General features: G+C 50.0%; 23 protein-coding genes and 8 tRNA genes. 29 read left to right on the top strand and 2 right to left on the bottom strand.

Annotated elements, in window-relative coordinates; genetic code table 11:
* Positions 1-565: 565 nt before the first annotated feature.
* The 13 genes from EGT51_RS04280 (at position 566) to rpoC (ending at position 13,623) form a co-directional block, all read left to right on the top strand.
* Positions 566-638, top strand: a tRNA-Val gene (locus EGT51_RS04280).
* 38 nt (positions 639-676) lie between these two features.
* Positions 677-758, top strand: a tRNA-Leu gene (locus EGT51_RS04275).
* Positions 759-793: 35 nt separating this feature from the next.
* Positions 794-866 (top strand) — tRNA-Thr (locus tag EGT51_RS04270).
* A 27-nt stretch (positions 867-893) separates the two neighbouring features.
* Positions 894-965 (top strand) — tRNA-Gly (locus EGT51_RS04265).
* An 11-nt stretch (positions 966-976) separates the two neighbouring features.
* Positions 977-1,062, top strand: a tRNA-Leu gene (locus EGT51_RS04260).
* A gap of 20 nt (positions 1,063-1,082) precedes the next feature.
* A tRNA-Arg gene (locus EGT51_RS04255) sits at positions 1,083-1,156 on the top strand.
* Between the two features lie 35 nt (positions 1,157-1,191).
* Positions 1,192-1,265 (top strand) — tRNA-Pro (locus tag EGT51_RS04250).
* A gap of 28 nt (positions 1,266-1,293) precedes the next feature.
* Positions 1,294-1,367: transfer RNA gene (locus EGT51_RS04245), tRNA-Pro, on the top strand.
* Positions 1,368-1,567: 200 nt separating this feature from the next.
* A complete protein-coding gene (locus EGT51_RS04240; protein WP_135367537.1) occupies positions 1,568-2,035 on the top strand; it encodes a CtsR family transcriptional regulator in 468 nt (155 codons plus the stop codon).
* A 17-nt stretch (positions 2,036-2,052) separates the two neighbouring features.
* Positions 2,053-4,551 carry an ATP-dependent Clp protease ATP-binding subunit gene (locus EGT51_RS04235; RefSeq protein ID WP_135367536.1) on the top strand — a complete coding sequence of 833 codons (2,499 nt, stop codon included), beginning with the start codon at positions 2,053-2,055 and terminating at the stop codon, positions 4,549-4,551.
* A gap of 949 nt (positions 4,552-5,500) precedes the next feature.
* Positions 5,501-6,106 (top strand): TetR/AcrR family transcriptional regulator, encoded by a 606-nt coding sequence (locus EGT51_RS04230; protein ID WP_135367535.1) that lies wholly within the window; start codon positions 5,501-5,503, stop codon positions 6,104-6,106.
* A gap of 227 nt (positions 6,107-6,333) precedes the next feature.
* A complete protein-coding gene (gene rpoB, locus EGT51_RS04225; RefSeq protein WP_167850138.1) occupies positions 6,334-9,954 on the top strand; it encodes a DNA-directed RNA polymerase subunit beta in 3,621 nt (1,206 codons plus the stop codon).
* Positions 9,955-9,975: 21 nt separating this feature from the next.
* A complete protein-coding gene (rpoC, locus tag EGT51_RS04220) occupies positions 9,976-13,623 on the top strand; it encodes a DNA-directed RNA polymerase subunit beta' (protein WP_135367533.1) in 3,648 nt (1,215 codons plus the stop codon).
* Positions 13,624-14,107: 484 nt separating this feature from the next.
* Here the strand turns inward: rpoC and EGT51_RS04215 are convergent, their stop codons facing one another.
* Together EGT51_RS04215 and EGT51_RS04210 are read right to left on the bottom strand one after the other, a co-directional pair.
* The gene (locus EGT51_RS04215; RefSeq protein WP_135367532.1) at positions 14,108-14,293 is read right to left on the bottom strand and encodes a hypothetical protein; all 186 of its coding nucleotides are present in this window, start codon (positions 14,291-14,293) and stop codon (positions 14,108-14,110) included.
* Positions 14,294-14,558: 265 nt separating this feature from the next.
* Entirely contained in the window at positions 14,559-15,206 is a 648-nt protein-coding gene (locus EGT51_RS04210) for a prepilin peptidase (RefSeq protein ID WP_135367531.1), read from the bottom strand.
* 282 nt (positions 15,207-15,488) lie between these two features.
* Here EGT51_RS04210 and rpsL point away from each other — a divergent pair, with 282 nt between their 5' ends.
* From rpsL to rplN, 16 genes are all read left to right on the top strand, one after another.
* A complete protein-coding gene (gene rpsL / locus EGT51_RS04205; RefSeq protein WP_011668504.1) occupies positions 15,489-15,902 on the top strand; it encodes a 30S ribosomal protein S12 in 414 nt (137 codons plus the stop codon).
* A 78-nt stretch (positions 15,903-15,980) separates the two neighbouring features.
* Positions 15,981-16,451 carry a 30S ribosomal protein S7 gene (gene rpsG / locus EGT51_RS04200; RefSeq protein ID WP_020090150.1) on the top strand — a complete coding sequence of 157 codons (471 nt, stop codon included), beginning with the start codon at positions 15,981-15,983 and terminating at the stop codon, positions 16,449-16,451.
* A 187-nt stretch (positions 16,452-16,638) separates the two neighbouring features.
* Positions 16,639-18,738 (top strand): elongation factor G, encoded by a 2,100-nt coding sequence (fusA, locus tag EGT51_RS04195; RefSeq protein WP_135367530.1) that lies wholly within the window; start codon positions 16,639-16,641, stop codon positions 18,736-18,738.
* A 399-nt stretch (positions 18,739-19,137) separates the two neighbouring features.
* Positions 19,138-20,490 carry an MATE family efflux transporter gene (locus tag EGT51_RS04190; protein ID WP_135367529.1) on the top strand — a complete coding sequence of 451 codons (1,353 nt, stop codon included), beginning with the start codon at positions 19,138-19,140 and terminating at the stop codon, positions 20,488-20,490.
* Positions 20,491-20,743: 253 nt separating this feature from the next.
* Positions 20,744-21,052 (top strand): 30S ribosomal protein S10, encoded by a 309-nt coding sequence (gene rpsJ / locus EGT51_RS04185; RefSeq protein ID WP_011668500.1) that lies wholly within the window; start codon positions 20,744-20,746, stop codon positions 21,050-21,052.
* Positions 21,053-21,093: 41 nt separating this feature from the next.
* Positions 21,094-21,744 carry a 50S ribosomal protein L3 gene (rplC, locus tag EGT51_RS04180; protein ID WP_057734506.1) on the top strand — a complete coding sequence of 217 codons (651 nt, stop codon included), beginning with the start codon at positions 21,094-21,096 and terminating at the stop codon, positions 21,742-21,744.
* A gap of 21 nt (positions 21,745-21,765) precedes the next feature.
* Positions 21,766-22,389, top strand: coding sequence for a 50S ribosomal protein L4 (rplD, locus tag EGT51_RS04175; protein ID WP_135367528.1), 624 nt, complete (start codon positions 21,766-21,768; stop codon positions 22,387-22,389).
* The gene (rplW, locus tag EGT51_RS04170; RefSeq protein ID WP_125574885.1) at positions 22,389-22,676 is read left to right on the top strand and encodes a 50S ribosomal protein L23; all 288 of its coding nucleotides are present in this window, start codon (positions 22,389-22,391) and stop codon (positions 22,674-22,676) included. Before rplD ends, rplW begins: the two co-directional genes overlap by 1 nt.
* 26 nt (positions 22,677-22,702) lie before the next feature.
* Positions 22,703-23,551, top strand: a complete 849-nt coding sequence (gene rplB / locus EGT51_RS04165; protein WP_135367527.1) for a 50S ribosomal protein L2 — start codon at positions 22,703-22,705, stop codon at positions 23,549-23,551.
* Positions 23,552-23,630: 79 nt separating this feature from the next.
* Entirely contained in the window at positions 23,631-23,906 is a 276-nt protein-coding gene (gene rpsS, locus EGT51_RS04160; RefSeq protein ID WP_048735499.1) for a 30S ribosomal protein S19, read from the top strand.
* Positions 23,907-23,922: 16 nt separating this feature from the next.
* Positions 23,923-24,279 (top strand): 50S ribosomal protein L22, encoded by a 357-nt coding sequence (rplV, locus tag EGT51_RS04155; RefSeq protein ID WP_048735501.1) that lies wholly within the window; start codon positions 23,923-23,925, stop codon positions 24,277-24,279.
* 3 nt (positions 24,280-24,282) lie between these two features.
* Entirely contained in the window at positions 24,283-24,942 is a 660-nt protein-coding gene (gene rpsC, locus EGT51_RS04150) for a 30S ribosomal protein S3 (protein WP_125682810.1), read from the top strand.
* Between the two features lie 2 nt (positions 24,943-24,944).
* A complete protein-coding gene (gene rplP, locus EGT51_RS04145) occupies positions 24,945-25,379 on the top strand; it encodes a 50S ribosomal protein L16 (protein ID WP_135367526.1) in 435 nt (144 codons plus the stop codon).
* Positions 25,369-25,563 (top strand): 50S ribosomal protein L29, encoded by a 195-nt coding sequence (rpmC, locus tag EGT51_RS04140; protein ID WP_020090139.1) that lies wholly within the window; start codon positions 25,369-25,371, stop codon positions 25,561-25,563. Before rplP ends, rpmC begins: the two co-directional genes overlap by 11 nt.
* Positions 25,564-25,591: 28 nt before the next feature.
* A complete protein-coding gene (gene rpsQ, locus EGT51_RS04135; protein WP_048735510.1) occupies positions 25,592-25,858 on the top strand; it encodes a 30S ribosomal protein S17 in 267 nt (88 codons plus the stop codon).
* A gap of 50 nt (positions 25,859-25,908) precedes the next feature.
* Complete coding sequence (gene rplN / locus EGT51_RS04130) at positions 25,909-26,277, top strand: 50S ribosomal protein L14 (RefSeq protein WP_125574881.1); 369 nt, start codon at positions 25,909-25,911, stop codon at positions 26,275-26,277.
* The last annotated feature ends 6 nt before the right edge of the window (positions 26,278-26,283 follow it).

The following is a 26,283-nucleotide window of genomic DNA, read 5'->3' as shown; positions in this document are numbered from 1 at the left end:
TTTCGGCTAGTTAAAGTTGGTGCTTGATTCTAGTTTACTTGCTAGGGGAATGGGTATCTTGGCAGTCAACGTATGTAAATAATCAACATCGAAACAAGTCTCTTTCAATTACTGACAATAGTGACCGAGAGAGAACGCGGGTCAGGGCAGATGTCCTGGCCTTTTTATTTGCCCCTGACCAGGGAGGCTAAGCGGAAACCCAGTCAGGGGGACAAAAGAATTTTAGGTAAAAACTCATTTTTTTGAATATTTTTGAAATTTCTTATTGACGCGTCTGGGTCCTTCGTATAAAATAGTTTTTGTTGGTTAATTCCGACAGCCAAAAGAGGCTGCTACCGGAGTCACCGCGTATCGTCGTGAATGAAAAATTCAAATTATTTTGAAAAAAAGCTGGCTTTTTCTTCGCTAGTAGGTTAGAATATTATTTGTTGCTTACCGAGTAGTTATTCAGCTAACGAATATTTATTCAAAAAGATTTCAAAAAGTTGTTGACATCATTTGCTCGGCATGGTAAATTATAATAGTTGTTTCAAACGAGGACATTGTTTCTCATTTGAAAGTCCATGGAGGATTAGCTCAGTTGGGAGAGCGTCTGCCTTACAAGCAGAGGGTCACAGGTTCGAGCCCTGTATCCTCCATCGGGACCAAGGTCCCTGGCGGTTAGTTCGCCAACGTTGCAGGTGTGGCGGAACTGGCAGACGCGCTAGATTTAGGTTCTAGTGTCTTATGACGTGGGGGTTCGAGTCCCTTCACCTGCATAACTAAATATTGCAAAATATTTTAAAAATATTTTGCCGACTTAGCTCAGTTGGCAGAGCATCTCACTAGTAATGAGGAGGTCGGAGGTTCGAATCCTCTAGTCGGCATGGCTCCATTAATTTAATAGCCAATTTGCGGAAGTAGTTCAGTGGTAGAACATCACCTTGCCATGGTGGGGGTCGCGGGTTCGAATCCCGTCTTCCGCTTTTGCCCTTTTGCCGGGGTGGCGGAATTGGCAGACGCACAGGACTTAAAATCCTGCGGTCAGTGATGACCGTACCGGTTCGATCCCGGTCCTCGGCATTTAATTGAATAATCATTATGCACCCATAGCGCAACTGGATAGAGTGTCTGACTACGAATCAGAAGGTTGTAGGTTCGACTCCTACTGGGTGCATTTTTGTTACTTATGTTTACCACATAAGTGCTTTTCGGGAAGTAGCTCAGCTTGGTAGAGCACCTGGTTTGGGACCAGGGGGTCGCAGGTTCGAATCCTGTCTTCCCGATTAACTGACATTTGTCAGCGGGCTATTTCGGGAAGTAGCTCAGCTTGGTAGAGCACCACGTTCGGGACGTGGGGGTCGCAAGTTCAAATCTTGTCTTCCCGATTTTTTTATCCCGAAATTACATAAAAACTGTTTAACGGCCGACCTCCTTACTAATCGTTTGGAAGTCGGCCGTTTTTTTGGTATGCTTATCTTCCAGGACTTCCGAAGAAATCGCGGTCTAATCCGTTGCATTTTCATGGAAAGTTCGTATAATATTAGTCAACATTAGTCAGAAGAACTGCACCGAAGGGGGGACGATAATGGAGAATCAAAATATTTCAGATATTATTGAGTCTTACCTCAAGCAGATTTTGGCTGAGTCTCAGCAGGTGGAGATCCGGCGCGCGGAAATCGCTGATCAGTTCAACGTGGTACCTTCCCAGATCAATTACGTGATCAAGACCCGTTTTACGATTCAAGACGGCTATGTCGTGGAGAGTAAACGCGGGGGCGGCGGGTACATTCGAATCGAAAAGGTCAAGTTGCTAGACAACCTGGATTTTATCGATTCACTCGTCAGCGCGGTGGGTGATCACATTACCCGCCACGATGGCTTGGCCGTTGTGCGGAGCCTATTTGAGGCTGGTACCATTAATCGGCGTGAGGCCAATATCATTTTGGCTGCGATCGAAAAGGATGCCGTTCACACTGGCGACCGCCAGACCAGTGAGCGGGTCCGCGCCCAGATTTTGGTATCGATTTTAAACCACTTACGTTACGAGAGTTAAGAAAGTGAGGAGTTGCAATGGATAACCTATTTACACCGAGTGCTAAGAGCGTCCTTGTTTTGGCACAGGAACAAGCAAAATATTTCAAGCACCAAGCAGTCGGTACGGAACACTTGCTGTTAGCCCTCACCATTGAAAAGAACGGGATTGCCAACAAGGTCTTACAACAATTCTCCGTTAGCGATGATGATGTTCGCGAAGAGATCGAACGGTTCACGGGTTACGGGACCTTGGCGAACCTAGATAAGGATAGCTACTTGCCGTACTCGCCCAAGGCAAAATCAATGCTGGCCATGGCTGGCGATGAAGCCAAGCGGCTGGGTGCGATGAAGATCGGCACGGAGCACTTACTGTTAGCCCTGCTCAGTGACGACACGATTCTGTCATCACGGATCTTGAAGAACTTAAATGTCGACTTGACCGATGCTCGCAAGGTAGTCTTGCGGAAATTGGGCATTGCGGATACGCCGAAGCGGCGCAATGCGGATCGTAACCGGCGCAACACGCCTCAGGGCGGTACGCCAACGCTGGACTCCTTGGCTCGCAACTTAACGGATGCGGCGAAGGAAGGCCGGATGGATCCGACGGTTGGTCGGGACAAGGAAGTTAAGCGCGTCATTCAAATTCTGAGTCGCCGGACTAAGAACAACCCGGTTTTGATCGGTGAACCCGGAGTCGGGAAGACGGCGATTGCGGAAGGCTTGGCCCAACGCATCGTGGCCGGCAACGTTCCCGATGATATGAAGGACAAGCGCTTGATGATGCTCGACATGGGCTCACTGGTCGCGGGAACCAAGTACCGGGGTGAATTTGAAGATCGCCTGAAGAAAGTCATCGAAGAAATTTACAACGATGGTCATGTGATTCTGTTCATTGATGAATTGCACACGCTGATCGGTGCTGGTGGTGCTGAAGGGGCTATTGACGCCTCCAACATTTTAAAGCCAGCACTGGCCCGCGGCGAACTTCAAACCATTGGGGCAACGACGCTGGACGAATACCAAAAGTACATCGAATCCGATGCCGCTTTGGAACGGCGGTTTGCGACGGTCCAAGTCAACGAGCCGACGCCGGCAGAAGCCAAGGAAATCTTGAATGGCTTGCGGCCACGGTATGAAGACCATCATCACGTCAATATCACGGATGATGCCATTGACCAAGCTGTCAAATTGTCCACGCGTTACATCAGCGACCGGTTCTTGCCAGATAAGGCCATCGACTTGATGGATGAGGCGTCCGCCAAAGTACGGATCGACCAAATGGACAAGCCGACCGCTGCGTCTAAGCAGGACCAAGAACTCAAGGACTTGGCAGAGGCCAAGGAAAAGGCCATCGAAGACCAAGACTTCGAACGGGCCGCTAAGTTGCGGACCGAGGAAATGGCCTTACGTGAAAAGGTGGATGCGCGTGAAGCCAAGGACGCTGAAAAGGCGGACACGGATGACCGGCACTACAGCTTAAACGTGACGGGTGAAGACGTGGCCGATGTGGTCGCTGAATGGACCGGGGTACCAGTTACGCAGTTGAAGCAAACGGACGCGGATCGCCTGGTTAATTTGGAAAAGATCTTGCACGAACGGGTCATTGGTCAAGAAGAAGCCGTTTCGGCGGTTTCTCGGGCCATCCGGCGGGCACGGTCTGGCCTCAAGGATCCGAACCGGCCAATTGGCTCATTCATGTTCCTGGGACCTACCGGTGTCGGGAAGACGGAATTGGCCAAGGCCTTGGCTGAAGCCATGTTCGGGTCTGAAGACAACATGATTCGGGTCGACATGAGCGAATACATGGAAAAGTATTCCACCAGTCGGTTGATCGGGTCAGCACCCGGTTACGTGGGCTACGACGAAGGTGGGCAATTGACCGAAAAAGTTCGGCAAAAGCCTTACTCCGTGGTTCTCTTCGATGAAGTGGAAAAGGCCCACCCGGATGTCTTCAACATCTTGCTGCAGGTCTTGGACGATGGTTACCTGACGGATTCCAAGGGTCGCAAGGTCGACTTCCGGAACACCATCTTGATCATGACCTCTAACTTGGGGGCCACGAAGCTGCGGGATGAAAAGACCGTGGGCTTTGGCGCCGAAGACATGGCGGATAGCTACAAGGCTATGGCAGCCACGATTCGGGAGACCCTGAAGCAATCGTTCCGGCCAGAATTCCTGAACCGAATCGACGAAACGGTCATCTTCCATTCATTAAAGAAGCCAGAACTCCACGAAATCGTGAAGTTGATGGCCAAGCGCATCGTCAACCGCGTGGCAGAACAAAACATCAAGCTCAAGATCACGCCGGCTGCAGTCGATGCCGTCGCCAAGGCGGGCTTTGATCCGGAATACGGTGCACGGCCAATTCGGCGGGCACTGCAAACACAGGTTGAAGATAGGCTGAGCGAATCTCTGTTAAATGGCGAAATCAAGACGGGCGACCAAGTCACGATTGGCGCCACGAAGGGTGAGGTCACGGTCAACGTGAAATCAACCGACGCCAAGGGAACACCTAAGACGGTGGCGAGTCACTAGCCAGTGGTCTGTTCTAGGCGACCAGTCAAACCAGTTTGAAAAATAACGAAGCGTCCAGTATCACTGCTAGTCGGCGGTGGTGCTGGACGCTTTTTGTTGAGGTCACAATGGGGATGGCTAGAACTTCCCCCTAAACACGGGCAGAACTAGTGAACCTAGGCGCCTGCGTCAAGGGGTCCGCCTGCTCTGGGGAACACAGCTTCACAGTGAAAGCTGGTCGCCTGCCGTCCGCCAAATATGGGTTGGAACGCGGTGGGCGGACCGGACCGAGCCTGAGGAGCGGTCTCGGCCTCGCTTTGAGCCGAAAATCGCGTCTCAAAGACGCCAGTTGTCTAAGCGCCATGAACCGCGCCGCTAAGACAACTCCCACGGCTGAACCCATATTTGGCGGACTCTCGGCTACGGTAGTGCGTGCCAATAATAGTCGTCTTAACCCAGATAGTAGCTGCATTGACAACTAGTCTTTCATTAACACAGCGTTACTGATAGCCGTCAACCTTGCCGGAGGCAGCCGGGGTGGAGCCAGCTGTGTCGGCGGTGTTGGCTGAGGTCTTTTCTCAGCCTACAGCGCGGGACGACTTGAGAGACTGGCTGGTTTCGCCAGGCTTTCAAGCGAGCCGGAAGACCGCCCCTCAGGCTGGAGGCGTTCCCCATAGCAGGCGGAACCCTGGCTGACGCAGGCGCCTGGTTTCACCAATTTTAGGTGTCGGAACACCGTCGTTGCAGCAATCAGCGCGTTAAGTTTAGGTTCAACCTTCAGGTAACATGTTTGCGAAAACATTACGTTTGCGAAGAACTGTGACTTGGTCTAACAAGTGATAAGTGAGATGTGGTAAACTAAAGTTACGAGTTGACCGCCTGGATGACGGGGTGTTGGCCACTGGTTGTTTCGGGAAGTTCCCTAACCAGCCGGCTGACCAGGACGGACGGTCAGGAAAGGACGAGAGCGATGAAGAGAGAAGAACAGTTAACCCACACACATGCAGCGATTTTACAAGCTGCCAGAGAACAGTTCTTGGCGCGGGGCTATCAGGCGACTTCCACTCGTGAGATTGCCAAAGAAGTCGGCATTACCCAGCCAGCACTGTACCACCACTTTAGCGACAAGGAGGTTATCTTCCTTGAAGTGATCAAGAGCGTCGGTCAGGAGGTCCAGCAGGGCATCTTAGCCGTTAATGACCGGTTGGCAACCGCAGAGCAGCCCGACCCGGTCGAAGCCTTAGCGGCGGTGACAGAGGTGCTGACGGGGGTCCATCCCCGTGACGTCTTCACGGTGATCCACAGCAGCTTCCGGTTCTTGAAGCCGGAGAACAAACGGCAACTGGGGATGGTCTTCATGCAAGACTACCTGGGTCCGCTGCAGAAGTTCTTCGAGCTGGGCATCGTGACCCTGCAGCCCGGCTTGTCGGCCCAGGATGCGGCTTCATTTTACCTGACCAGTCTGAGTCCGCTCTTCAACACGTTCCATCACGTGGGGCCGGCCGACGCATCGCAGCATGACCAGACCCTGGCATTGATTCGATTGATCTTATTTGGGGTCGCGGTCAAAAAGTGAGGGTTCCTTATTGACATTTGCCAATAGATTTAGTACTATATCATTTGTATGCAACTGTGAACTGAAATTGAGCGCGCCGATCTATTGTCCGGTGGCGTTCGTTATAAGAAGCCAAAAGCAAGCTCCAAGTTTGTTTTTGGATTTTTTTTGCCAAAAAACCGGGCGAAAACGCATTTGTAACCAAAATGTAATATTCGGTTTGGCCAGTCACAGAATAAATAGGAGAGGTGAACAACTTGGCAGGACACTTAGTTAAATACGGGAAACACCGTACACGCCGTAGCTATTCGCGAATCAAGGAAGTTCTTGATTTACCTAACTTGATTGAAATTCAAACCAATTCCTACAACTGGTTCCTCGACGAAGGTTTACGCGATATGTTCGACGACATCATGCCAATCGAAGATTTTCAAGGAAACCTTTCGTTAGAGTTTGTTGATTATCAGTTACTGGAACCCAAATATACCGTGGATGAAGCACGGGAGCACGATGCCAACTATTCGGCACCACTTCACGTCACTTTACGTTTAACCAACCACGAAACGGGCGAAATCAAATCGCAAGATGTCTTCTTCGGTGACTTCCCATTAATGACGGCCCAAGGGACCTTCATTATTAATGGGGCAGAACGGGTAATTGTTTCTCAATTAGTCCGCTCACCAGGGGTTTACTTCAACGAAGATACCGATAAGAATGGCCGGACCGTCTTTGGCGCAACGGTTATTCCTAACCGGGGTGCTTGGTTGGAATTTGAAACCGACGCCAAGAACATTTCCTACGTCCGTATTGACCGGACGCGGAAGATCCCAATGACCGAATTGGTTCGGGCCTTAGGATTTGGTTCTGACGATGAAATCTTAGATATCTTAGGTGACAACGAAAGTCTTACACGGACGTTGGAAAAGGATATCCACAAGAACACCGATGACTCCCGTGTCGAAGAGTCCTTAAAGGACATCTACGAACGCTTGCGGCCAGGTGAACCGAAGACGGCAGACTCTTCACGGAGTTTACTGACGGCGCGGTTCTTTGATCCTAAGCGTTACGACATGGCCCCTGTCGGCCGTTACAAGACCAACAAGAAGCTGAGTTTAAAGACCCGTTTACTGGGCTTGACCTTGGCGGAAACGCTGGCTGACCCAGATACCGGTGAAATCATCGCGCAAAAGGGGACGGTCGTTGACAAGGACGTCATGAAGACGTTGGCCCCATACTTGGATCAAGACGATTTCAAGATGGTCACCTTCCAGCCTTCAGACGAAGCCGTGGTGACGGAACCACTGAAATTACAAATTATTAAAGTTGAATCTCCTGACGATCCAGAACAAGAAGTTCCCGTTATCGGCAATGGCAACATTGACATCAAGCTGAAGCACATTCGCCCAGCCGACATCATTGCTTCCATGAACTACTTCTTTGATCTGCAAATCGGCATCGGCTCGACTGATGATATTGACCACTTGGGTAACCGGCGGATTCGTTCCGTGGGTGAACTCCTGCAAAACCAATTCCGGATCGGGTTATCCCGGATGGAACGGGTTGTGCGTGAACGGATGTCCATTCAAGATGCTGCGACGGTAACGCCACAACAATTGATCAACATTCGTCCAGTCGTGGCCTCCATCAAGGAATTCTTCGGGTCATCTCAATTGTCACAATTCATGGATCAGACCAACCCGCTGGGTGAATTAACCCATAAGCGGCGGTTGTCTGCTCTGGGACCTGGTGGGTTGACGCGTGACCGTGCCGGCTATGAAGTCCGGGACGTGCACTACACCCACTACGGTCGGATGTGCCCAATTGAAACGCCTGAAGGTCCTAACATCGGGCTGATCAACAGTTTGTCCAGTTACGCTCGGGTCAACAAGTATGGCTTCATCGAAACGCCATACCGTCGTGTTTCCTGGGATACGCACAAGGTTACCGACAAGATCGATTACCTGACTGCCGACGAAGAAGATAACTACGTTGTGGCTCAAGCCAACACGCCGTTGAACGATGACGGTTCCTTCGCAACGGATACCATCATGGCCCGTGACGAAGATAACAACATCGAAACTTCTGCTGACCGGATCGACTACATGGACGTTTCGCCTAAGCAAGTTGTTGCTGTGGCCACGGCATGTATTCCTTTCTTGGAAAACGATGACTCCAACCGGGCCTTGATGGGTGCCAACATGCAACGGCAAGCTGTGCCATTGCTGGACCCTCACGCCCCATTAGTTGGGACTGGGATTGAATACAAGGCGGCCCATGACTCCGGTGTTGCCTTGATCAGTCAACATGAAGGAACCGTTGAATACGTTGATGCACGGGAAATCCGCGTTCGGCGCGACGATGGTGCCTTGGACACTTACAAGCTGATGAAGTTCCGCCGGTCAAACGGTGGGAAGAACTACAACCAACGGCCAATCGTTAAGGTCGGCGACCATGTCGACAACGATGAAATTTTGGCTGATGGGCCTTCCATGGAAAATGGGGAATTAGCCTTAGGGCAAAACCCATTAGTTGCCTTCATGACTTGGCAAGGGTACAACTTCGAAGATGCCATCGGGATCAACGAACGGTTGGTTCGCGATGACGTTTACACGTCGATTCATATTGAAGAATACGAATCAGAAGCACGTGATACGAAGCTGGGACCTGAAGAAATGACGCGTGAAATCCCTAACGTTGGGGAAGACGCCCTGAAGAACTTGGACGAAGACGGGATCATCCGGATCGGTGCCGAAGTTCAAGATGGGGATATCTTGGTTGGTAAGGTCACGCCTAAGGGTGTTACTGAATTATCTGCCGAAGAACGTCTGCTCCACGCCATCTTTGGTGAAAAGGCCCGTGAAGTACGGGATACTTCATTGAAGGTGCCACATGGTGGTGGCGGGATCATCCAGGATGTTAAGATCTTCACTCGTGAAAACGGGGATGAGTTATCACCTGGTGTCAACATGATGGTTCGGGTCTACATCGCGCAAAAGCGGAAGATCCAAGTGGGGGACAAGATGTCTGGTCGTCACGGTAACAAGGGGACGGTTTCCGTCGTTATCCCTGAAGAAGATATGCCGTACATGCCAGATGGGACCCCAATCGACATTATGTTGAGTCCAATGGGTGTGCCTTCCCGGATGAACATCGGGCAAGTGCTCGAATTGCATTTAGGGATGGCTGCTCGTAAACTCGGGATTCATGTTGCCACGCCTGTCTTTGATGGTGCCCGTGATACGGATATTGCGGATGCCGTTAAGGAAGCGGGGATGGCTGCCGATGCCAAGACCGTCTTATACGATGGCCGGACCGGTGAACCATTTGACAAGCGCGTCGCTGTCGGTGTCATGAACTACCTGAAGTTGGCCCACATGGTCGACGACAAGATGCACGCCCGTTCCATTGGACCTTACTCACTGGTTACGCAACAACCCCTTGGTGGGAAAGCGCAATTTGGTGGACAGCGTTTCGGTGAAATGGAAGTTTGGGCTTTGGAAGCTTACGGTGCCGCTTATACGTTGCAAGAAATCTTGACGTACAAGTCTGACGACGTGGTTGGTCGGGTTAAGACCTACGAAGCCATCGTCAAGGGCGATCCAATTCCAAAGCCAGGTGTGCCAGAATCATTCCGTGTGCTGGTTAAAGAATTACAATCCTTAGGGCTGGATATGAAGGTCTTAAACGGGAACAACGAAGAAATCGAACTCCGTGATATGGACGACGATGACGATGATGTTGTGAACGTTGATGCGTTGAGCAAGTACGCCCAACAACAAGAGGAACGTAAGGCTGCCGCACAAGGCGATGACACCAAGGCTACCTCAGCATCTACAAAAAATGAAAGTCAACCAAACACGCAAGACTAATTAATAAGGGAGGTCGCTTCTTTGGTCGATGTCAATAAGTTCGAAAGCATGCAGATCGGGCTGGCTTCACCTGATAAGATCCGTAGCTGGTCTTATGGGGAAGTCAAGAAGCCTGAAACCATCAACTACCGGACATTAAAGCCTGAAAAAGACGGGCTGTTCGACGAGCGGATTTTCGGTCCTACCAAGGACTGGGAATGTGCTTGTGGGAAATACAAGCGAATCCGTTACAAGGGTGTCGTTTGTGACCGTTGTGGGGTCGAAGTTACCCGTTCTAAGGTTCGTCGTGAACGGATGGGCCACATTGAATTGGCTGCACCTGTTACCCACATCTGGTACTTCAAGGGGATCCCTAGCCGGATGGGCTTGGTCCTCGACATGAGCCCCCGGGCCCTGGAAGAAATCATCTACTTCGCATCCTACGTGGTCTTAGATCCAGGTAACACGCCACTCGAAAAGAAGCAATTACTTTCCGAACGTGACTACCGTGACAAGCTCGCAGAATACGGCAGTGACGCCTTCAAGGCTGAAATGGGTGCCGAAGCCATCAAGAAGTTGTTGATGGCCGTAGACCTAGATAAAGAAGTTGCAGAATTAAAGGAAGAATTGAAGGAAGCCACTGGCCAAAAGCGGACGCGTGCCGTTCGTCGTTTGGACATCTTGGAAGCCTTCGTGACTTCTGGTAACCGTCCGGAGTGGATGGTAATGGACGCAATTCCGGTCATTCCACCTGACTTACGGCCAATGGTACAACTCGAAGGTGGGCGTTTCGCAACGTCTGACTTGAACGACTTGTACCGGCGGGTTATCAACCGGAACAGCCGGTTGAAGCGGTTGTTAGACTTAAACGCACCTGGCATCATCGTTCAAAACGAAAAGCGGATGCTTCAAGAAGCCGTTGACGCCTTGATCGATAACGGTCGTCGTGGCCGTCCCGTTGCTGGTCCAGGTAACCGGCCATTGAAGTCTCTTTCACACATGTTGAAGGGGAAACAAGGTCGGTTCCGGCAAAACTTGTTAGGGAAGCGGGTTGACTACTCTGGTCGTTCCGTTATTGACGTTGGTCCTTCCCTCAAGTTCAACCAAATGGGTCTGCCAGTCCCAATGGCTTTGGAATTGTTCCGGCCATTTATCATGAAGGAACTGGTTGCCCGGGGCTTAGCTTCTAACATTAAGAACGCCAAGCGCCAAATCGACCGTGAAGATGACGATGTCTTCAACGTGCTTGAAGATGTCATCAAGGAACACCCTGTTCTGTTGAACCGGGCCCCTACGCTTCACCGTTTAGGGATTCAAGCGTTCGAACCCGTCTTGGTTAGTGGTAAAGCGATGCGGTTACACCCATTGGCTTGTGAAGCCTACAACGCCGATTTCGATGGGGACCAAATGGCCATCCACGTGCCGTTATCTGATGAAGCACAGGCGGAAGCCCGTTTGCTGATGTTAGCGGCTCACCATATCCTGGCACCTGCCAGTGGGAAGCCAGTTGTTGCGCCTTCTCAAGATATGGTTATCGGGAACTACTACCTGACGATGGAAGAAGCCAACCGTGAAGGGGAAGGCATGATCTTTACCGACCTCAACGAAGCTGTTCTGGCTTACCGGAACGGTTTGGTTCACTGGCACACGCGTGTGGGTGTTCAGGTTTCTTCGATGCCAGACAAGCCATTTACTGACGAACAACGTAGCAAGATCATGGTGACGACCGTTGGGAAGTTGATCTTCAACAACATCCTGCCAAAGTCGTTCCCATACTTGAACGAACCTACGAGCACGAACTTGAATGGCGCCGTTCCGGACAAGTACTTCTTGGAACCGGGCGAAGACATTCATGATTACCTGCAAAACGCCGAACTGATTGGGCCATTCAAGAAGGGCTTCTTGTCTGACATCATCGCGGCTGTTTACCAACAATACAAGGTGACCGCAACTTCCAAGCTGCTTGACCGGATCAAGGACTTAGGTTATGACGAATCAACCAAGTCCGGGTTGACGGTGGGGATGGTCGATGTGACCGACTTGAAGGAAAAGCCAGAAATCATCGACGCTGCCCACAAGCAGGTTGCGACGGTTACCAAGCAATTCCGGCGTGGTCTGATTACGGATCATGAACGTTACGAACGGGTCATTGGAATCTGGAACGATGCCAAAGACGACATTCAAAACGCCTTGATTCACAGTTTCGACCAACAGAACCCTATCTTTATGATGAGTGATTCTGGTGCCCGGGGGAACATTTCTAACTTTACGCAGCTGGCCGGGATGCGTGGTCTGATGGCCGCTCCTAGTGGTGACATCATGGAGCTGCCGATCACGTCTAACTTCCGTGAAGGCCTGTCTGTGATGGAAATGTTCATTTCGACCCACGGTGCTCGTAAAGGGATGACCGATACGGCGCTGAAGACTGCCAACTCAGGTTACCTGACACGGCGGCTGGTCGATGTTGCCCAAGACGTGATCATTCGGGAAAAGGATTGTGGGACTGACCGTGGTTTGAAGATTCGGGCCATCACTGATGGTAACGAAATGATCGAACCACTGTACGACCGGATCTTAGGGCGTTACACCCAAAAGACCGTCTACGATCCAAAGACTGGGGACGTCATCGTGCCTAAGAACCAAATGATCGTCGAAGACACTGCCCAACAAATCGTTGACGCGGGTGTTGAAGAAGTTACCATTCGTTCCGCCTTCACTTGCAACACCGAACATGGTGTTTGTGAACGTTGTTACGGCCGGAACATGGCTACTGGTGACGAAGTTGAAGTTGGTGAAGCTGTCGGGACTGTTGCCGCTCAATCAATCGGTGAACCTGGGACCCAGCTGACCATGCGGAACTTCCATACCGGTGGTGTTGCCGGGAACGAAGATATTACCCAAGGGTTGCCTCGTGTTCAAGAATTGTTTGAATCTCGGAACCCTAAAGGTAAAGCTGAGATCACTGAAGTTACTGGGACGGTTGAATCAATCGAAGAAAACCCAGCTGAACGGACCAAGGAAGTTACCATCAAGGGTGAAGCCGATACGCGGAGTTACACGTTACCAATCACGGCACGGATGCGTGTCAGTGAAGGTGACTTTATCCACCGTGGTGGCGCCTTGAACTATGGGTCTGTTGATCCTAAGGAATTGTTGCGGGTTCGCGATGTCTTGTCTACTGAAACTTACATCTTGGGTGAAGTGCAACGTGTTTACCGGATGCAAGGTGTGGCTATTAGTGATAAGCACGTGGAAATCATGGTTCGGCAAATGCTGCGGAAGGTCCGCATCATGGACCCAGGTGACACGGATGTGCTGCCAGGGACTTTGATGGATATTCAAGACTTCCGTCGGGCCAACTACCAAACCTTGATCGATGGGGGCATTGCCGCCACCGCTCGTCCAGTTATCTTGGGGATCACCAAGGCTGCCTTGGAAACCAACAGTTTCTTATCAGCCGCATCCTTCCAGGAAACGACGCGTGTCTTGACCGATGCTGCTATTCGGGGCAAGAACGATCCACTGGTTGGTTTGAAGGAAAATGTCATCATTGGGAAGATCATTCCTGCCGGGACTGGGATGCCAGATTACCGTCAGATCAAGCCCAAAGAAGTTGGCGGTACGTCAACCGAAGGCGTTTATTCCATCAGCGACTTAGAAAAACAAATGCAAGAAGACTCACAGGCCTAGTGACAACTAGCTTGTTGGTCGGGGGCTCGCCAGAGATGGCGGGTCCTTTTTTTGTATAAGAGTGGGCCGTCAGGCGGTTAGCCGGCGAGCATTAAGGCTGAGAACCGAATAATCCCGGTCTTGGATTATTTGGTTATCAGGTTTAAGCGGAACCGGCTGCCTGTCGGCGCACGTTTCGACACCGTAGCGGGGAACCGGGGTTGCCTGTCGGCGCACGTTTCGGCACCGTAGTGGGGAACCGGGGCCGCCTGTCGGCACACGTTTCGGCACCGTAGCGGGGAACCGGCTGCCTGTTGGCGCACGTTTCGGCACCGCAGCGGGGAACCGGGGCCGCCTGTTGGCGCACGTTTCAGCCGCACAACGCGGGCTGGCCGCCTACCGTTCGCCAAAACTGGCGTGAAACGTTATGGGTGAGAATTAGCGAAGCCATGTTACCGCAAAAAAAGAGGCCCCGGCTAGCAAGCCGCGACCTCTGGACGATGGTTTATTTTTTGGGTGAAGCATATTCTGGAAATTGACGGGCAAATTCTCTTTCGGCTTCGGCGACCGCCTGGTGATATGCTGGCGAATGCATCCGTTTGTTCAATGCAGCCTGTTCTTCGGGGGTCAGTTTGCGGTCGAGTGAGTCGTCAATGATTAGGGGATCAGGTTCTGGGGTGATGTAGGGCATTGGAATTGGCCTCCTTCAGGATCACGGCTATTGGAAAGTATGAATAATTTGGCCGTCTCGCGTTTGATTACTTGGGGACGGCGTTGATACGCCGGAGTTACCAGGCATGCATTGGTCTTTTCTTCAGCAGGGGTTAAGGCATTGGCGATATTATCGATGAGCAATGCAGTTTCTAGTCTGTTTCACCAGGAACACTTCCGTTAGTCAACGTCCTAGTCTGCGAGTGCAGTATACCAGAAAGTCGGAAAATCTGCTGTGTGCAAGCTTACCGCCGTATCAGCCACCATCCCACCGCGCTGGCCACCAGATAAGGTAGAAACGCTAACCGTTTCTGCTTGCGTGCGCGCCACAATGCCAGGGTACTGGCGACCAGTAGCCACTGCGCGGTCGCGGTGCTGCCCCGGGTGATGGCGTAGGCTAGGATCAATTCCAAGTCGCCGTCACCGATCAACGGCGTGGGCCAGTGGCGCCAGAGTAGCTGAATGCCCAGTAAACCGCTGGTGGCCAAAATGATGGTGGGCCAGGGGAGTGCCCAAACCGTTAGCGGCCAGGCCAACCAGACTAGCCACCCGGGAAAGGTTTGGGTACGCGCATCACAGAGGGCGGCAAAGGTCCACAGACCTAGCCATAGCAATGGTCGCAGGGTGGCCAGGGTCAGCGTGGTGAGCACGATCCCACAGCTGATCTCCAGCACCAGCGTGGTGGGGGGAATCCGCTGCTGACAGTAGTGGCAACGGCCGCGTAGCACCAGGTAGCTGACTACCGGGACCAGTTGCCAGTAAGCCAGGGGTGTTTGGCAAATCTCGCAGTGCGAGGCCGGATAAAGGGGTGACGTGCCCGTAGCATAGCGATCGGCCATGGCGGTCAGCCACGACCCCAGGCAGGCCCCGTAAATAAATAGGATAATCATCATGAAAGTTTCACCTCTACCCATCAACTCCGTAAAAAATAGCGAAATGTTTCTGCAAAATTGCGGAGAGGCTGGTTGACAGCGGCATTTTGGCATGGTATTCTATTCAAGGTGCTTTTCGCAGACAGGTCTCGGGTATTCACTACCAGACATGCTGACTGACGGCGGGGAGGACACTTCAATTAAATCTCAATCTGGGTCGTCTTTTTTCTTTACAGAAAAATGAACCACCTGGATGTGTGGACTTATAACTCTAGAAAGTATACGGAAAGGAGGACTATTTAGATGCCTACTATCAACCAATTGGTGCGTAAAGGTCGTAAATCTAAAAGTTCTAAATCAGATGCCCCAGCTTTAAACTACGGGTATAACAGTTTCAAAAAAGCTCAAGTTAAGAATCCAGCTCCACAAAAGCGTGGGGTTGCAACGCGTGTCGGTACCATGACACCAAAGAAGCCTAACTCTGCTTTACGTAAATATGCACGTGTGCGGTTGTCAAACTTAATTGAAGTGACTGCTTACATTCCTGGTATTGGCCACAACCTGCAAGAACATAGTGTTGTGCTGATCCGGGGCGGCCGGGTTAAGGATTTACCTGGGGTTCGTTACCACATTATCCGTGGTGCTCTCGATACTGCCGGTGTTACTGACCGTCGTCAAGGTCGTTCCAAGTACGGGACTAAGAAGCCTAAGGGCTAGACCGAGACTCAAAATTAAGGTCGGGTGCACGGTTGCCGTCAACCGGCCTGTAACAGCATTTCAAGGAGGATATTAACAATGCCTAGAAAAGGAAACGTACAAAAGCGTGAAGTCCTTCCTGATCCAATTTACAATTCAAAGTTGGTCACTCGTCTGATCAACCACACGATGATGGATGGGAAACGTGGAACTTCAACTAAGATCATTTATGGTGCCTTCGACATCATTAAGAACGAAACTGGTAACGATCCAGTGGAAGTCTTCGAAGAAGCAATGAAGAATGTTATGCCAGTCTTGGAAGTTAAGGCTCGGCGTGTTGGTGGGTCAAACTACCAAGTTCCTATCGAAGTTCGGCCAGACCGTCGGACCACTTTAGGTCTTCGTTGGATGGTTCAGTACTCTCGTTTACGTGGCGAACACACCATGGTTGAACGGCTTGCTCGTGAAATCATGGACGCTGCTAACAACACCGGTGCTGCCGTTAAGAAGCGTGAAGATACGCACCGGATGGCAGATGCCAACCGTGCCTTCGCTCACTACCGCTGGTAAGAGCAGCTATCGCACTGCCATGCCTACAGTGTGATAAAATGTTAGAGCAGAGTGTTATTTAGCATTTTTGACTCTAGCTTAGAGGAGCAATCCTTTAATCGAGAGTGGCTACTAAAATCAATTGCGATGTTAGTAGTCACTTTTTGGCACAATCTACGATCAAATTGAGAGGAGTTACACATTAATCATGGCTAATACTCGTGAATTTCCGCTTGAGAAGACGCGTAACATCGGTATCATGGCCCACATCGATGCCGGGAAGACGACGACTACTGAGCGTATCCTGTATTATACTGGTAAAATCCATAAGATTGGTGAAACCCATGATGGGGCTTCACAAATGGACTGGATGGAACAAGAACAAGAACGGGGAATTACGATCACTTCTGCCGCTACTACTGCGGAATGGAAGGGTCACCGGATTAACATCATCGATACCCCAGGACACGTTGACTTCACTGTCGAAGTTGAACGTTCCCTGCGTGTCTTGGATGGTGCCGTAGCCGTCTTAGATGGCCAAGCCGGTGTTGAACCTCAAACCGAAACTGTTTGGCGTCAAGCCTCTGATTTCGATGTTCCTCGTATCGTGTTCGTTAACAAGATGGATAAGCTGGGTGCCGACTTCGACTTCTCAGTTAACTCCATTCACGAACGTTTACAAGCCAACGCCTTAGCCTTACAAATGGCTATCGGTGCCGAAGACAACTTCCAAGGTGTCGTTGACTTGATCGAAATGAAGGCCTACATCTACGATAAAGATGAATTAGGTTCTTCATGGGATACGGTTGATATTCCTGCAGATATGAAGGAAGAAGCCGAAAAGCGTCATGAAGAAATGATCGAAAGCGTCGCTGACGTTGACGATGAAATCATGGAAAAGTACCTTGAAGGTGAAGAAATCACCAAGGACGAATTAAAGGCCGCTATCCGGCGGGCAACCTTGAAGCTGGAATTGTTCCCAGTCTTCGCTGGTTCTGCCTTCAAGGATAAGGGTGTTCAGATGTTGATGGACGCCGTTGTGGACTACTTACCATCCCCATTGGATGTTAAGCCTTACAACGCGACTGTTCCGGATACTGACGAAGCCGTTGAATTACGGGCCGATGACGATGCGCCATTCGCTGCCTTAGCATTTAAGGTTGCCACTGACCCATTCGTTGGTCGTCTGACTTACATCCGGGTTTACTCCGGTACTCTGGAAGCTGGTTCTTACGTGCTGAACTCCACGAAGGGCAAGCGTGAACGGGTTGGTCGTTTGCTGCAAATGCACTCTAACCACCGTCAAGAAATTCCAGAAGTCTTCTCTGGTGATATCGCTGGGGCCATTGGTTTGAAGAACACCACTACTGGTGACTCTTTGACTGACCCAGATCACCCATTACATTTGGAATCTATGGACTTCCCAGATCCAGTTATCCAGGTTGCCGTAGAACCAAAGACGAAGGCTGACCAAGATAAGATGAACACCGCCTTACAAAAGCTTTCTGAAGAAGACCCAACTTTCAAGGCTGAAACTAACCCTGAAACTGGTGAAACGCTGATCGCTGGGATGGGTGAACTTCACTTGGATATCATCATCGACCGGATGAAGCGTGAATTCAAGGTTGAAGCTAACATTGGTGCCCCTCAAGTTGCCTACCGTGAAGCCTTCACGAAGTCAACTAAGGTCCAAGGTAAGTTCGTTCGTCAATCTGGTGGTAAAGGTCAATATGGTGACGTTTGGATCGAATTCACCCCTAACGAACGTGGTAAGGGTTACGAATTCGAAGACGCTATCGTTGGTGGGGTTGTTCCTCGTGAATTTATCCCTTCAGTTGACCAAGGTCTGCAAGAAGCCATGGCAAACGGTGTCTTAGCTGGTTACCCATTGGTTGATGTTAAGGCCAAGTTATACGATGGTAGTTACCATGAAGTCGATTCTAGTGAAGCAGCCTTCAAGGTTGCCGCTTCCTTGGCTTTACGGAACGCTGTTAAGTCTGCTGGCCCTGTTATTCTTGAACCAATCATGAAGGTTGATATCTTGGTTCCTGAAGAATACATGGGTGATATCATGGGCCAAGTTACCGCTCGTCGTGGTAAGGTTGATGGTATGGAAGCACGTGGTAACGCACAAATGATTCACTCATTCGTTCCGTTATCCGAAATGTTCGGTTACGCAACGACGTTACGTTCTGCATCACAAGGTCGTGGGACATTTACCATGACGTTTGATCACTACGAACCAACGCCTAAGAGTGTTCAAGCTGAAATTATCAAGAAGAACGGCGGCACACCAGTCGAAGACTAGTCTGTCAGTTGTTTAAAGAAAACGTCTAACTTTCGGGTTAGGCGTTTTTATTTTGTCTTGAAGTGGGGGAGACTGGTGTTAGCGGTCGGCGGAATGGATATAAAATGAAGCGTCTTTTTACAGATTGTTTGGATGTCGGTATTTGTTGATGGGTCTCAACTTCAACATCTAGTTTTGGCTGAGAGCGACGTCATGTCGGGCACGATTAAATTTGGTGGGGCGATGATATTTAAAAAGGGTTACGCCAGTAATTACGGAAAGTTACGACGACAGCTGAACGTATCTCTAGCGACCGGCAGGCGGCCAGCCCAACCAAAGCCGCTAAGACCACCTAGCATCACTTGCAGAAATTGCGGTATAATAAGCACGCATGTGTCAAAAGGAATTGGAGAGTGAGTTATGGAAGAGTTGTTCGAACACGCCCCGATTCCGCGGGCGTATTTTAAGCTGGCCTTGCCCGTTGTCTTGGCGATGGTGGCCAGCATGATTTACAATTTGGCCGATACGTTCTTCGTGTCGCAGACCCAAAACACCAACCTGGTGGCGGGAGTGGCGTTGTGTACACCGCTATTTTCGCTGCTGATTGCCATTGGCGACATCTTTGGGTTGGGGGGCAGTTCGTTGATCTCCCGGCTGTTGGGCGAAAAGGCCTACACCACAGGGCGTCGTGTTAGCAGCTTTTGTCTGCACGGCGCCGTGGTGATTGGCCTGATCACCACCGTCGTCTTATTGGTGTTCATGCGGCCGTTTCTCTACCTATTAGGGGCAACTTCAGCGACGTATCCCTATGCACGGGACTTTTATCGCATCATGGCGCTGGGGGCGATGCCGATCATCGTATCGATCGTACCGGGAAACCTGATCCGAACGGAAGGGTTCGCGGCTCAGTCCATGGCTGGCACGCTGGTGGGGACCGTGATTACCATTATCCTGGATCCCATCTTGATTTTTCCCGCTGGTCTGGGAGCGGCCGGGGCGGCGTTAGCGACCGTGATTGGCTACACCATTTCCGCCATCACCCTGGTCTATTTGACCAAACGCTACTGCCAGGTCATCTCGATTGACGCGCGGTTGAGTAAAATCAGCTGGGCGTGGATTCTACAGGTCTTGGCGATTGGCATTCCAGGGTCCATCACGAATCTAATGCAGGCCTTTGGGACCACCGTCTTGAACCGGTACCTGATTGCCTTCGGTCCGACCAAGGTCGCCGCGATGGGGATCGTGTTGAAGGTCTACATGATCATCATGTTAGTCATGGTGGGCTTTGCCTTTGGCGCGCAACCATTGATTGGCTACACGTATGGTGCCAAGAACATGGCACGCTTCAAAAAGATCCTCCACTTTGATCTGTTGGTCGAGGTCGGCTACGCGTTGATTCTGGCGGTCATCTTGATGATCCTAGCGCCGCAGATCATTGGTCTGTTTCTCCATAGTCAGGCGGTCATTACGGCGGGGACTTACATGCTGCGGGTCTTCTTAGTCACGACGCCGTTCGTGGGGGCGGTCTTGGTGTACACCACCGTTTTCCAAAGCACCGGGAAGGCCATAGGTGCCTTCATCATGTCGATTGCGCGGCAGGGGGTCGTCTTCTACCTGGCCATCGTGCTTGGCGCGCGCCTGATTGGCTATCACGGGATCATCTGGGCTCAGCCGATTGCCGACGTCTTGACCTGTGCAATTGGGTGGGGCTTAGCCCGGGGACTTCTTAATAGTAGAAAGTCGACTGAAGCGTCCTTGCGAAATGAAAATTGATTGACGTCAAGTGACGGGCGTTTTTCACAAAAAGTTTGAGAAATTCGGCGAAAACCCTTGCCAGTCGGCAGTTTATTTAGTATGATAGTCAAGTGCTGTATTTCCCAGGGTATTTTTGTGCCCCCGGGGGTCGGACAAAAGTTTAGCGATGATGTGGGATATTGCGACACACCCGGCCGCTTTGCCATGAGGGTGTGGCGGGAATTTCCACGGAGTTAGTCTTATTTTTAAAATAGACGAAGGAGGGAACACAATGGCAAAACAAAAAATTCGGATTCGGTTGAAGGCTTACGAACATCGTATCCTCGATCAATCAGCGGACAAGATTGTTGAAACTGCAAAGAGAACTGGTGCCGGTATTTCAGGTCCAATCCCATTGCCAACTGAACGGACAATCTACACCGTATTACGTTCACCACATAAGTTTAAGGACTCACGTGAACAATTCGAAATGCGGACGCACAAGCGTTTGATTGATATCGTTAACCCAACGCCAAAGACGGTCGACTCATTAATGAAGCTTGACCTGCCTAGCGGTGTTGACATCGAAATCAAGTTATAATTTTCAAGAATATTAAATACAATATAATCGGAGGTGTACTCATGACCACTAAAGGAATCTTAGGGAAAAAGGTCGGGATGACGCAAGTCTTCACTGATGCTGGCGAATTAATCCCCGTTACTGTTGTCGAAGCAACGCCAAACGTTGTGTTACAAGTTAAGACGATGGAAAACGACGGTTACGATGCCATTCAACTTGGTTACCAAGACAAGCGTGAAGTACTCAGCAACAAGCCCGAACAAGGTCATGTAGCAAAAGCAAACACGACTCCTAAGCGCTTCATTCGTGAATTCAGAGATGTTGAGCTGGGAGATTACAAGGTAGCAGACGAAGTTAAAGTTGATACCTTCCAAGCAGGAGACATCGTGGATGTCACTGGTGTCACTAAAGGTCATGGATACCAAGGTAACATTCATAAGGACGGCCAAAGCCGTGGCCCTATGGCCCATGGTTCTCGTTACCACCGTCGTCCAGGTTCTCTGGGTGCCATCATTAACCGGGTATTCCCTGGCATGAAGCTCCCAGGTCGGATGGGTAACAAGCAAGTTACTATCCAAAACCTTGTGATCGTTAAGGCTGACGTTGATAACAACGTTCTGTTGATCAAGGGCAATGTGCCTGGTGCTAACAAGTCACTCGTTACTGTTAAGAGTGCTGTTCGCCCACCACGCCCAAAGCATTCTGATAAATAAATAGGAAGGGAGGATAATTAAATGACAAGCGTAGCATTATACAAACAAGATGGTAGCCAAAACGGCAACGTTGATTTGAACGCTGATATCTTCGGCATCGAACCTAACGAAAATGTCGTATTCGATACGATTTTGATGCAACGAGCTTCCTTACGCCAAGGAACCCACGCCGTTAAAAACCGGAGTGCCGTTCGTGGTGGTGGTAAGAAGCCATGGCGTCAAAAGGGTACCGGTCGTGCCCGTCAAGGTTCCATCCGTTCCCCACAATGGGTCGGTGGTGGTGTGGTCTTTGGCCCTACCCCTCGTTCTTACAGTTACCGCCTTCCTAAGAAGGTTGGCCGTTTAGCATTGAAGTCAGTTCTTTCACAAAAGGTTCTCGACGAAAGCTTAGTCGTTCTTGACGGTTTAGCATTCGACGCACCTAAGACGAAAGAATTCGCTGCTGTGTTGGCTGGTTTGAATGTCACGACTAAGACGTTGGTTGTCCTTGAAGACGACAACGTAACTGCTGCTTTAGCAGCCCGTAACTTAGCAAATGTTAAAGTTATTCCAGCCAAGAGCTTGAATGTCTTAGACATCGCTGATGCGGACAAGTTAGTGATTACCCAACCAGCTCTTTCTCAAGTAGAGGAGGTGCTCGCATAATGGAATCACGTGACATTATCTTACGCCCAGTTGTTACCGAAGCTACGATGGCAACTATGGACGACAAGCGTTACACCTTTGACGTTGACGTACGAGCAACCAAGACTCAAGTCAAGCATGCCGTAGAAGACATCTTTGACGTTAAGGTTGTTAAGGTTAACATCATGAATTTAAAGGGTAAGAAGAAGCGTCAAGGACGTTACGAAGGCTACACTAAGAAGCGTCGTAAGGCCATTGTCAGCTTATCTGCCGACTCAAAAGAAATCAAGTTATTCAACGAAGAATAAAATCTCAGATATAGGAGGGAAATAACGTGGCGATTAAGAAATACAAACCAACAAGCAATGGTCGTCGTAACATGACGAGCTTGGTTTACAAAGACGTCATCACTAAGACGACTCCTGAAAAGTCATTGCTTGATTCACAAAGTCACACGGCTGGCCGGAACAACGCTGGTCGCATGACTGTCCGTCATCGTGGCGGTGGTAACAAGCGTCAATACCGGATCATCGACTTCAAGCGAATCAAAGATGATGTTCCAGCAACCGTTAAGGCTATCGAATACGATCCTAACCGGACTGCTAACATTGCATTATTAGTTTATGCTGATGGTGTAAAGTCATACATCTTGGCTCCTAAGGGCTTAAAGGTTGGCGACAAGGTTCAATCTGGTCCAGATGCCGATATCAAGACTGGTAACGCATTACCATTGAAGAACATCCCATTTGGGACGGTTATTCACAACATCGAATTAAAGCCTGGTAAGGGTGGCCAATTGGTACGTTCTGCTGGTACTTCAGCACAATTGTTAGGTAAAGCTAACGATGAAAAGTACGTATTAGTTCGTTTATCTTCCGGTGAAGTTCGGATGGTCTTGAACGTTAACCGTGCAACTATCGGTGCCGTTGGTAACGAAGAACACGAATTAGTTAACGTTGGTAAAGCCGGCCGTAACCGTTGGGCTGGTCAACGTCCTCACGTTCGTGGTTCAGTTATGAACCCTAACGATCACCCACATGGTGGTGGTGAAGGTAAAGCACCTGTTGGTTTACCATCTCCTCTTTCTCCATGGGGTAAGAAGACTGTTGGTAAGAAGACGCGTTCGAAGAAGAACAAGACTGAGAAGTTCATTGTTCGTCATCGTAAAGGTTCTAAGATGTAATATTCCGGTTATCCGGAAGTCAAGAGACCTGGTGATCATCGTGTTCCACGATGCGCCACAAGTAGAGGAGGTTTCATAAATGGGTCGTAGTTTGAAAAAAGGACCTTTCGCCGATGCGCATTTACTGAAAAAGGTTGATGCACAAAAGGATCAAGACAAAAAGGCTGTCATCAAGACCTGGTCCCGCCGGTCTACTATTTTCCCTAGCTTTGTAGGTTTAACTATCGCTGTATATGATGGACGGAAGCACGTACCAGTTTACGTTCAAGAAGATATGGTAGGCCACAAGCTTGGCGAATTCGTACCAACCCGGACATTCCGTGGTCATGGTGGCGACGACAAGAAAACTCGTTGATAAGGAGGATTAACTAATGGCTGAACAAGTTACATCAGCGCAAGCGACTGCTAAGACGGTTCGGATTGCTGCTCGCAAAGTCCGCCTTGTCATCGATCTTATCCGCGGCAAGAGCGTCGCTGAAGCAATCGCAATCTTAAAGTTCACACCGCGTGGCGCATCACCGGTTGTGGCAAAGGTTTTAAACTCTGCAATTGCTAACGCAGAAAACAATTTTGACTTAGATCGTCAAGATCTAGTTGTTAGCGAAGCCTATGTGAACGAAGGACCAACCCTCAAGCGGTTCCGTCCTCGTGCCAAAGGCTCTGCTTCACCAATCAACAAACGTACGAGTCACATTACGGTTGTTGTATCTGAAAAAGAGGAGGGATAACGCGTGGGTCAAAAAGTAAATCCAACTGGATTACGGGTCGGTATCATTCGCGATTGGGAAGCAAAGTGGTATGCTGAAAAGGATTTCGCTGCTTACCTGAAGGAAGACCTTCAAATCCGTAAATTTATCGAAAAGCGTCTTGTAGATGCTTCTGTTTCAACTGTTGAGATTGAACGGGCTGCAAACCGCGTCAACATCTCAATTCACACTGCCAAGCCAGGGATGGTTATTGGTAAGGGTGGTTCCGAAGTCGAAAATCTCCGTAAGGAATTGAACGACTTAACTGGCAAGCGTGTCCACATCAACATCGTGGAAATCAAGAAGCCAGATTTGGATGCCAAGTTAGTCGGCGAAAACATTGCTCGTCAATTGGAAGGCCGTGTTGCTTTCCGTCGCGCTATGCGTGGGACGATGCAACGGACGATGCGTTCTGGCGCCAAGGGTGTTAAGACGCAAGTTGCTGGTCGGTTAAACGGTGCTGACATGTCTCGTGTTGAAAGCTATGCTGAAGGCACGGTTCCTCTGCACACGTTACGTGCTGACATCGATTACGCTTGGGTTGAAGCGCACACCACTTATGGTTCTCTGGGTGTTAAGACCTGGATCTACCGTGGTGAAATTCTTCCCGAAAAGAAACAAACTAACGGACAAGGAGGGAAATAAGCATGCTGGTACCTAAGCGAGTAAAGTTCCGTCGTGTCCACCGTGGTAAGCTACGTGGCGAAGCCAAGGGTGGCAAGAGCGTTGCTTTCGGTGACTACGGTTTACAATCGTTAGATTCCAAGTGGATCTCCAACCGTCAAATCGAAGCAGCCCGTGTGGCAATCACACGTTACATGAAGCGTGGTGGGAAAGTTTGGATTAAGATTTTCCCTCACAAATCCTACACCAGTAAAGGTGTTGGGGTCCGGATGGGTAATGGTAAAGGTACGCCTGATGGCTGGGTAGCCCCAGTTAAGCGCGGTAAGGTTTTGTTTGAAGTGGGTGGCGTTTCTGAAGAAGTCGCTCGCGAAGCCTTACGTTTGGCTGCCATGAAGCTTCCCGTTCGTACGAAGGTTTTATCCCGAGAGGAAGTAGGTGGCGAATCAAATGAAAACTAAAGAAATCAACGAATTAACCACTGCTGAAATGCTCGATAAAGAAAAGAGCTACAAGGACGAATTATTCAACCTGCGTTTCCAATTAGCTACTGGTCAATTGGAAAACACTGCACGGCTGAAGCAAGTTCGTAAGAACATTGCGCGGATTAAAACCGCTCTTCGCCAACAAGAACTGAACAAGTAGAATACGATAAGAAGGAGGTCACTAATACATGAGTGATGCACGTAATAACCGCAAGGTTTACCGTGGTCGTGTCGTTTCCGACAAAATGGAAAAGACGATCACTGTCGTTGTAGAAACGACGAAGACGGATGCAAGATATGGCAAGCGTGTCAAGTACTCCAAGAAGTACAAGGCACATGACGAAAACAACGAAGCCCACACTGGCGACATTGTTGAAATCATGGAAACTCGTCCTCTGTCTGCTACCAAGCGGTTCCGCTTAGTCGACATTGTTGAAAAAGCAGTAATCATTTAGGTGTCGTTTTTATCGTATTCTGAATTAGAACTGAAGGGAGGACACTAGCTGTGATCCAACAAGAAAGTCGCTTAAAGGTTGCCGACAACTCTGGCGCCCGTGAAATTCTGACTATCAAAGTTCTGGGTGGCTCCAAGCGTCGCTACGCCGGAATTGGTGATATCATTGTCGCTACTATCAAACAAGCAACACCAGGTGGCGTTGTCAAAAAAGGTGACGTTGTAAAGGCCGTTGTTGTTCGTACCAAGTCTCGTGTACGTCGTAACGATGGTTCATACATCAGCTTTGATGAAAATGCTGCAGTGCTGATCAAAGACGATAAGAGCCCACAAGGGACTCGGATCTTCGGACCGGTTGCCCGTGAATTACGTGACAACGATTTTATGAAGATTATCTCATTAGCACCCGAAGTACTGTAATCAAGA

The sequence above is a fragment of the Levilactobacillus suantsaiihabitans genome, from assembly GCF_004745505.1.
In the GTDB taxonomy this organism is placed as follows: Bacteria; Bacillota; Bacilli; order Lactobacillales; family Lactobacillaceae; genus Levilactobacillus; species Levilactobacillus suantsaiihabitans.
The sequence above is the reverse complement of the archived record's forward strand: the minus strand, read 5'-3'. Positions and strand labels throughout refer to the sequence as shown.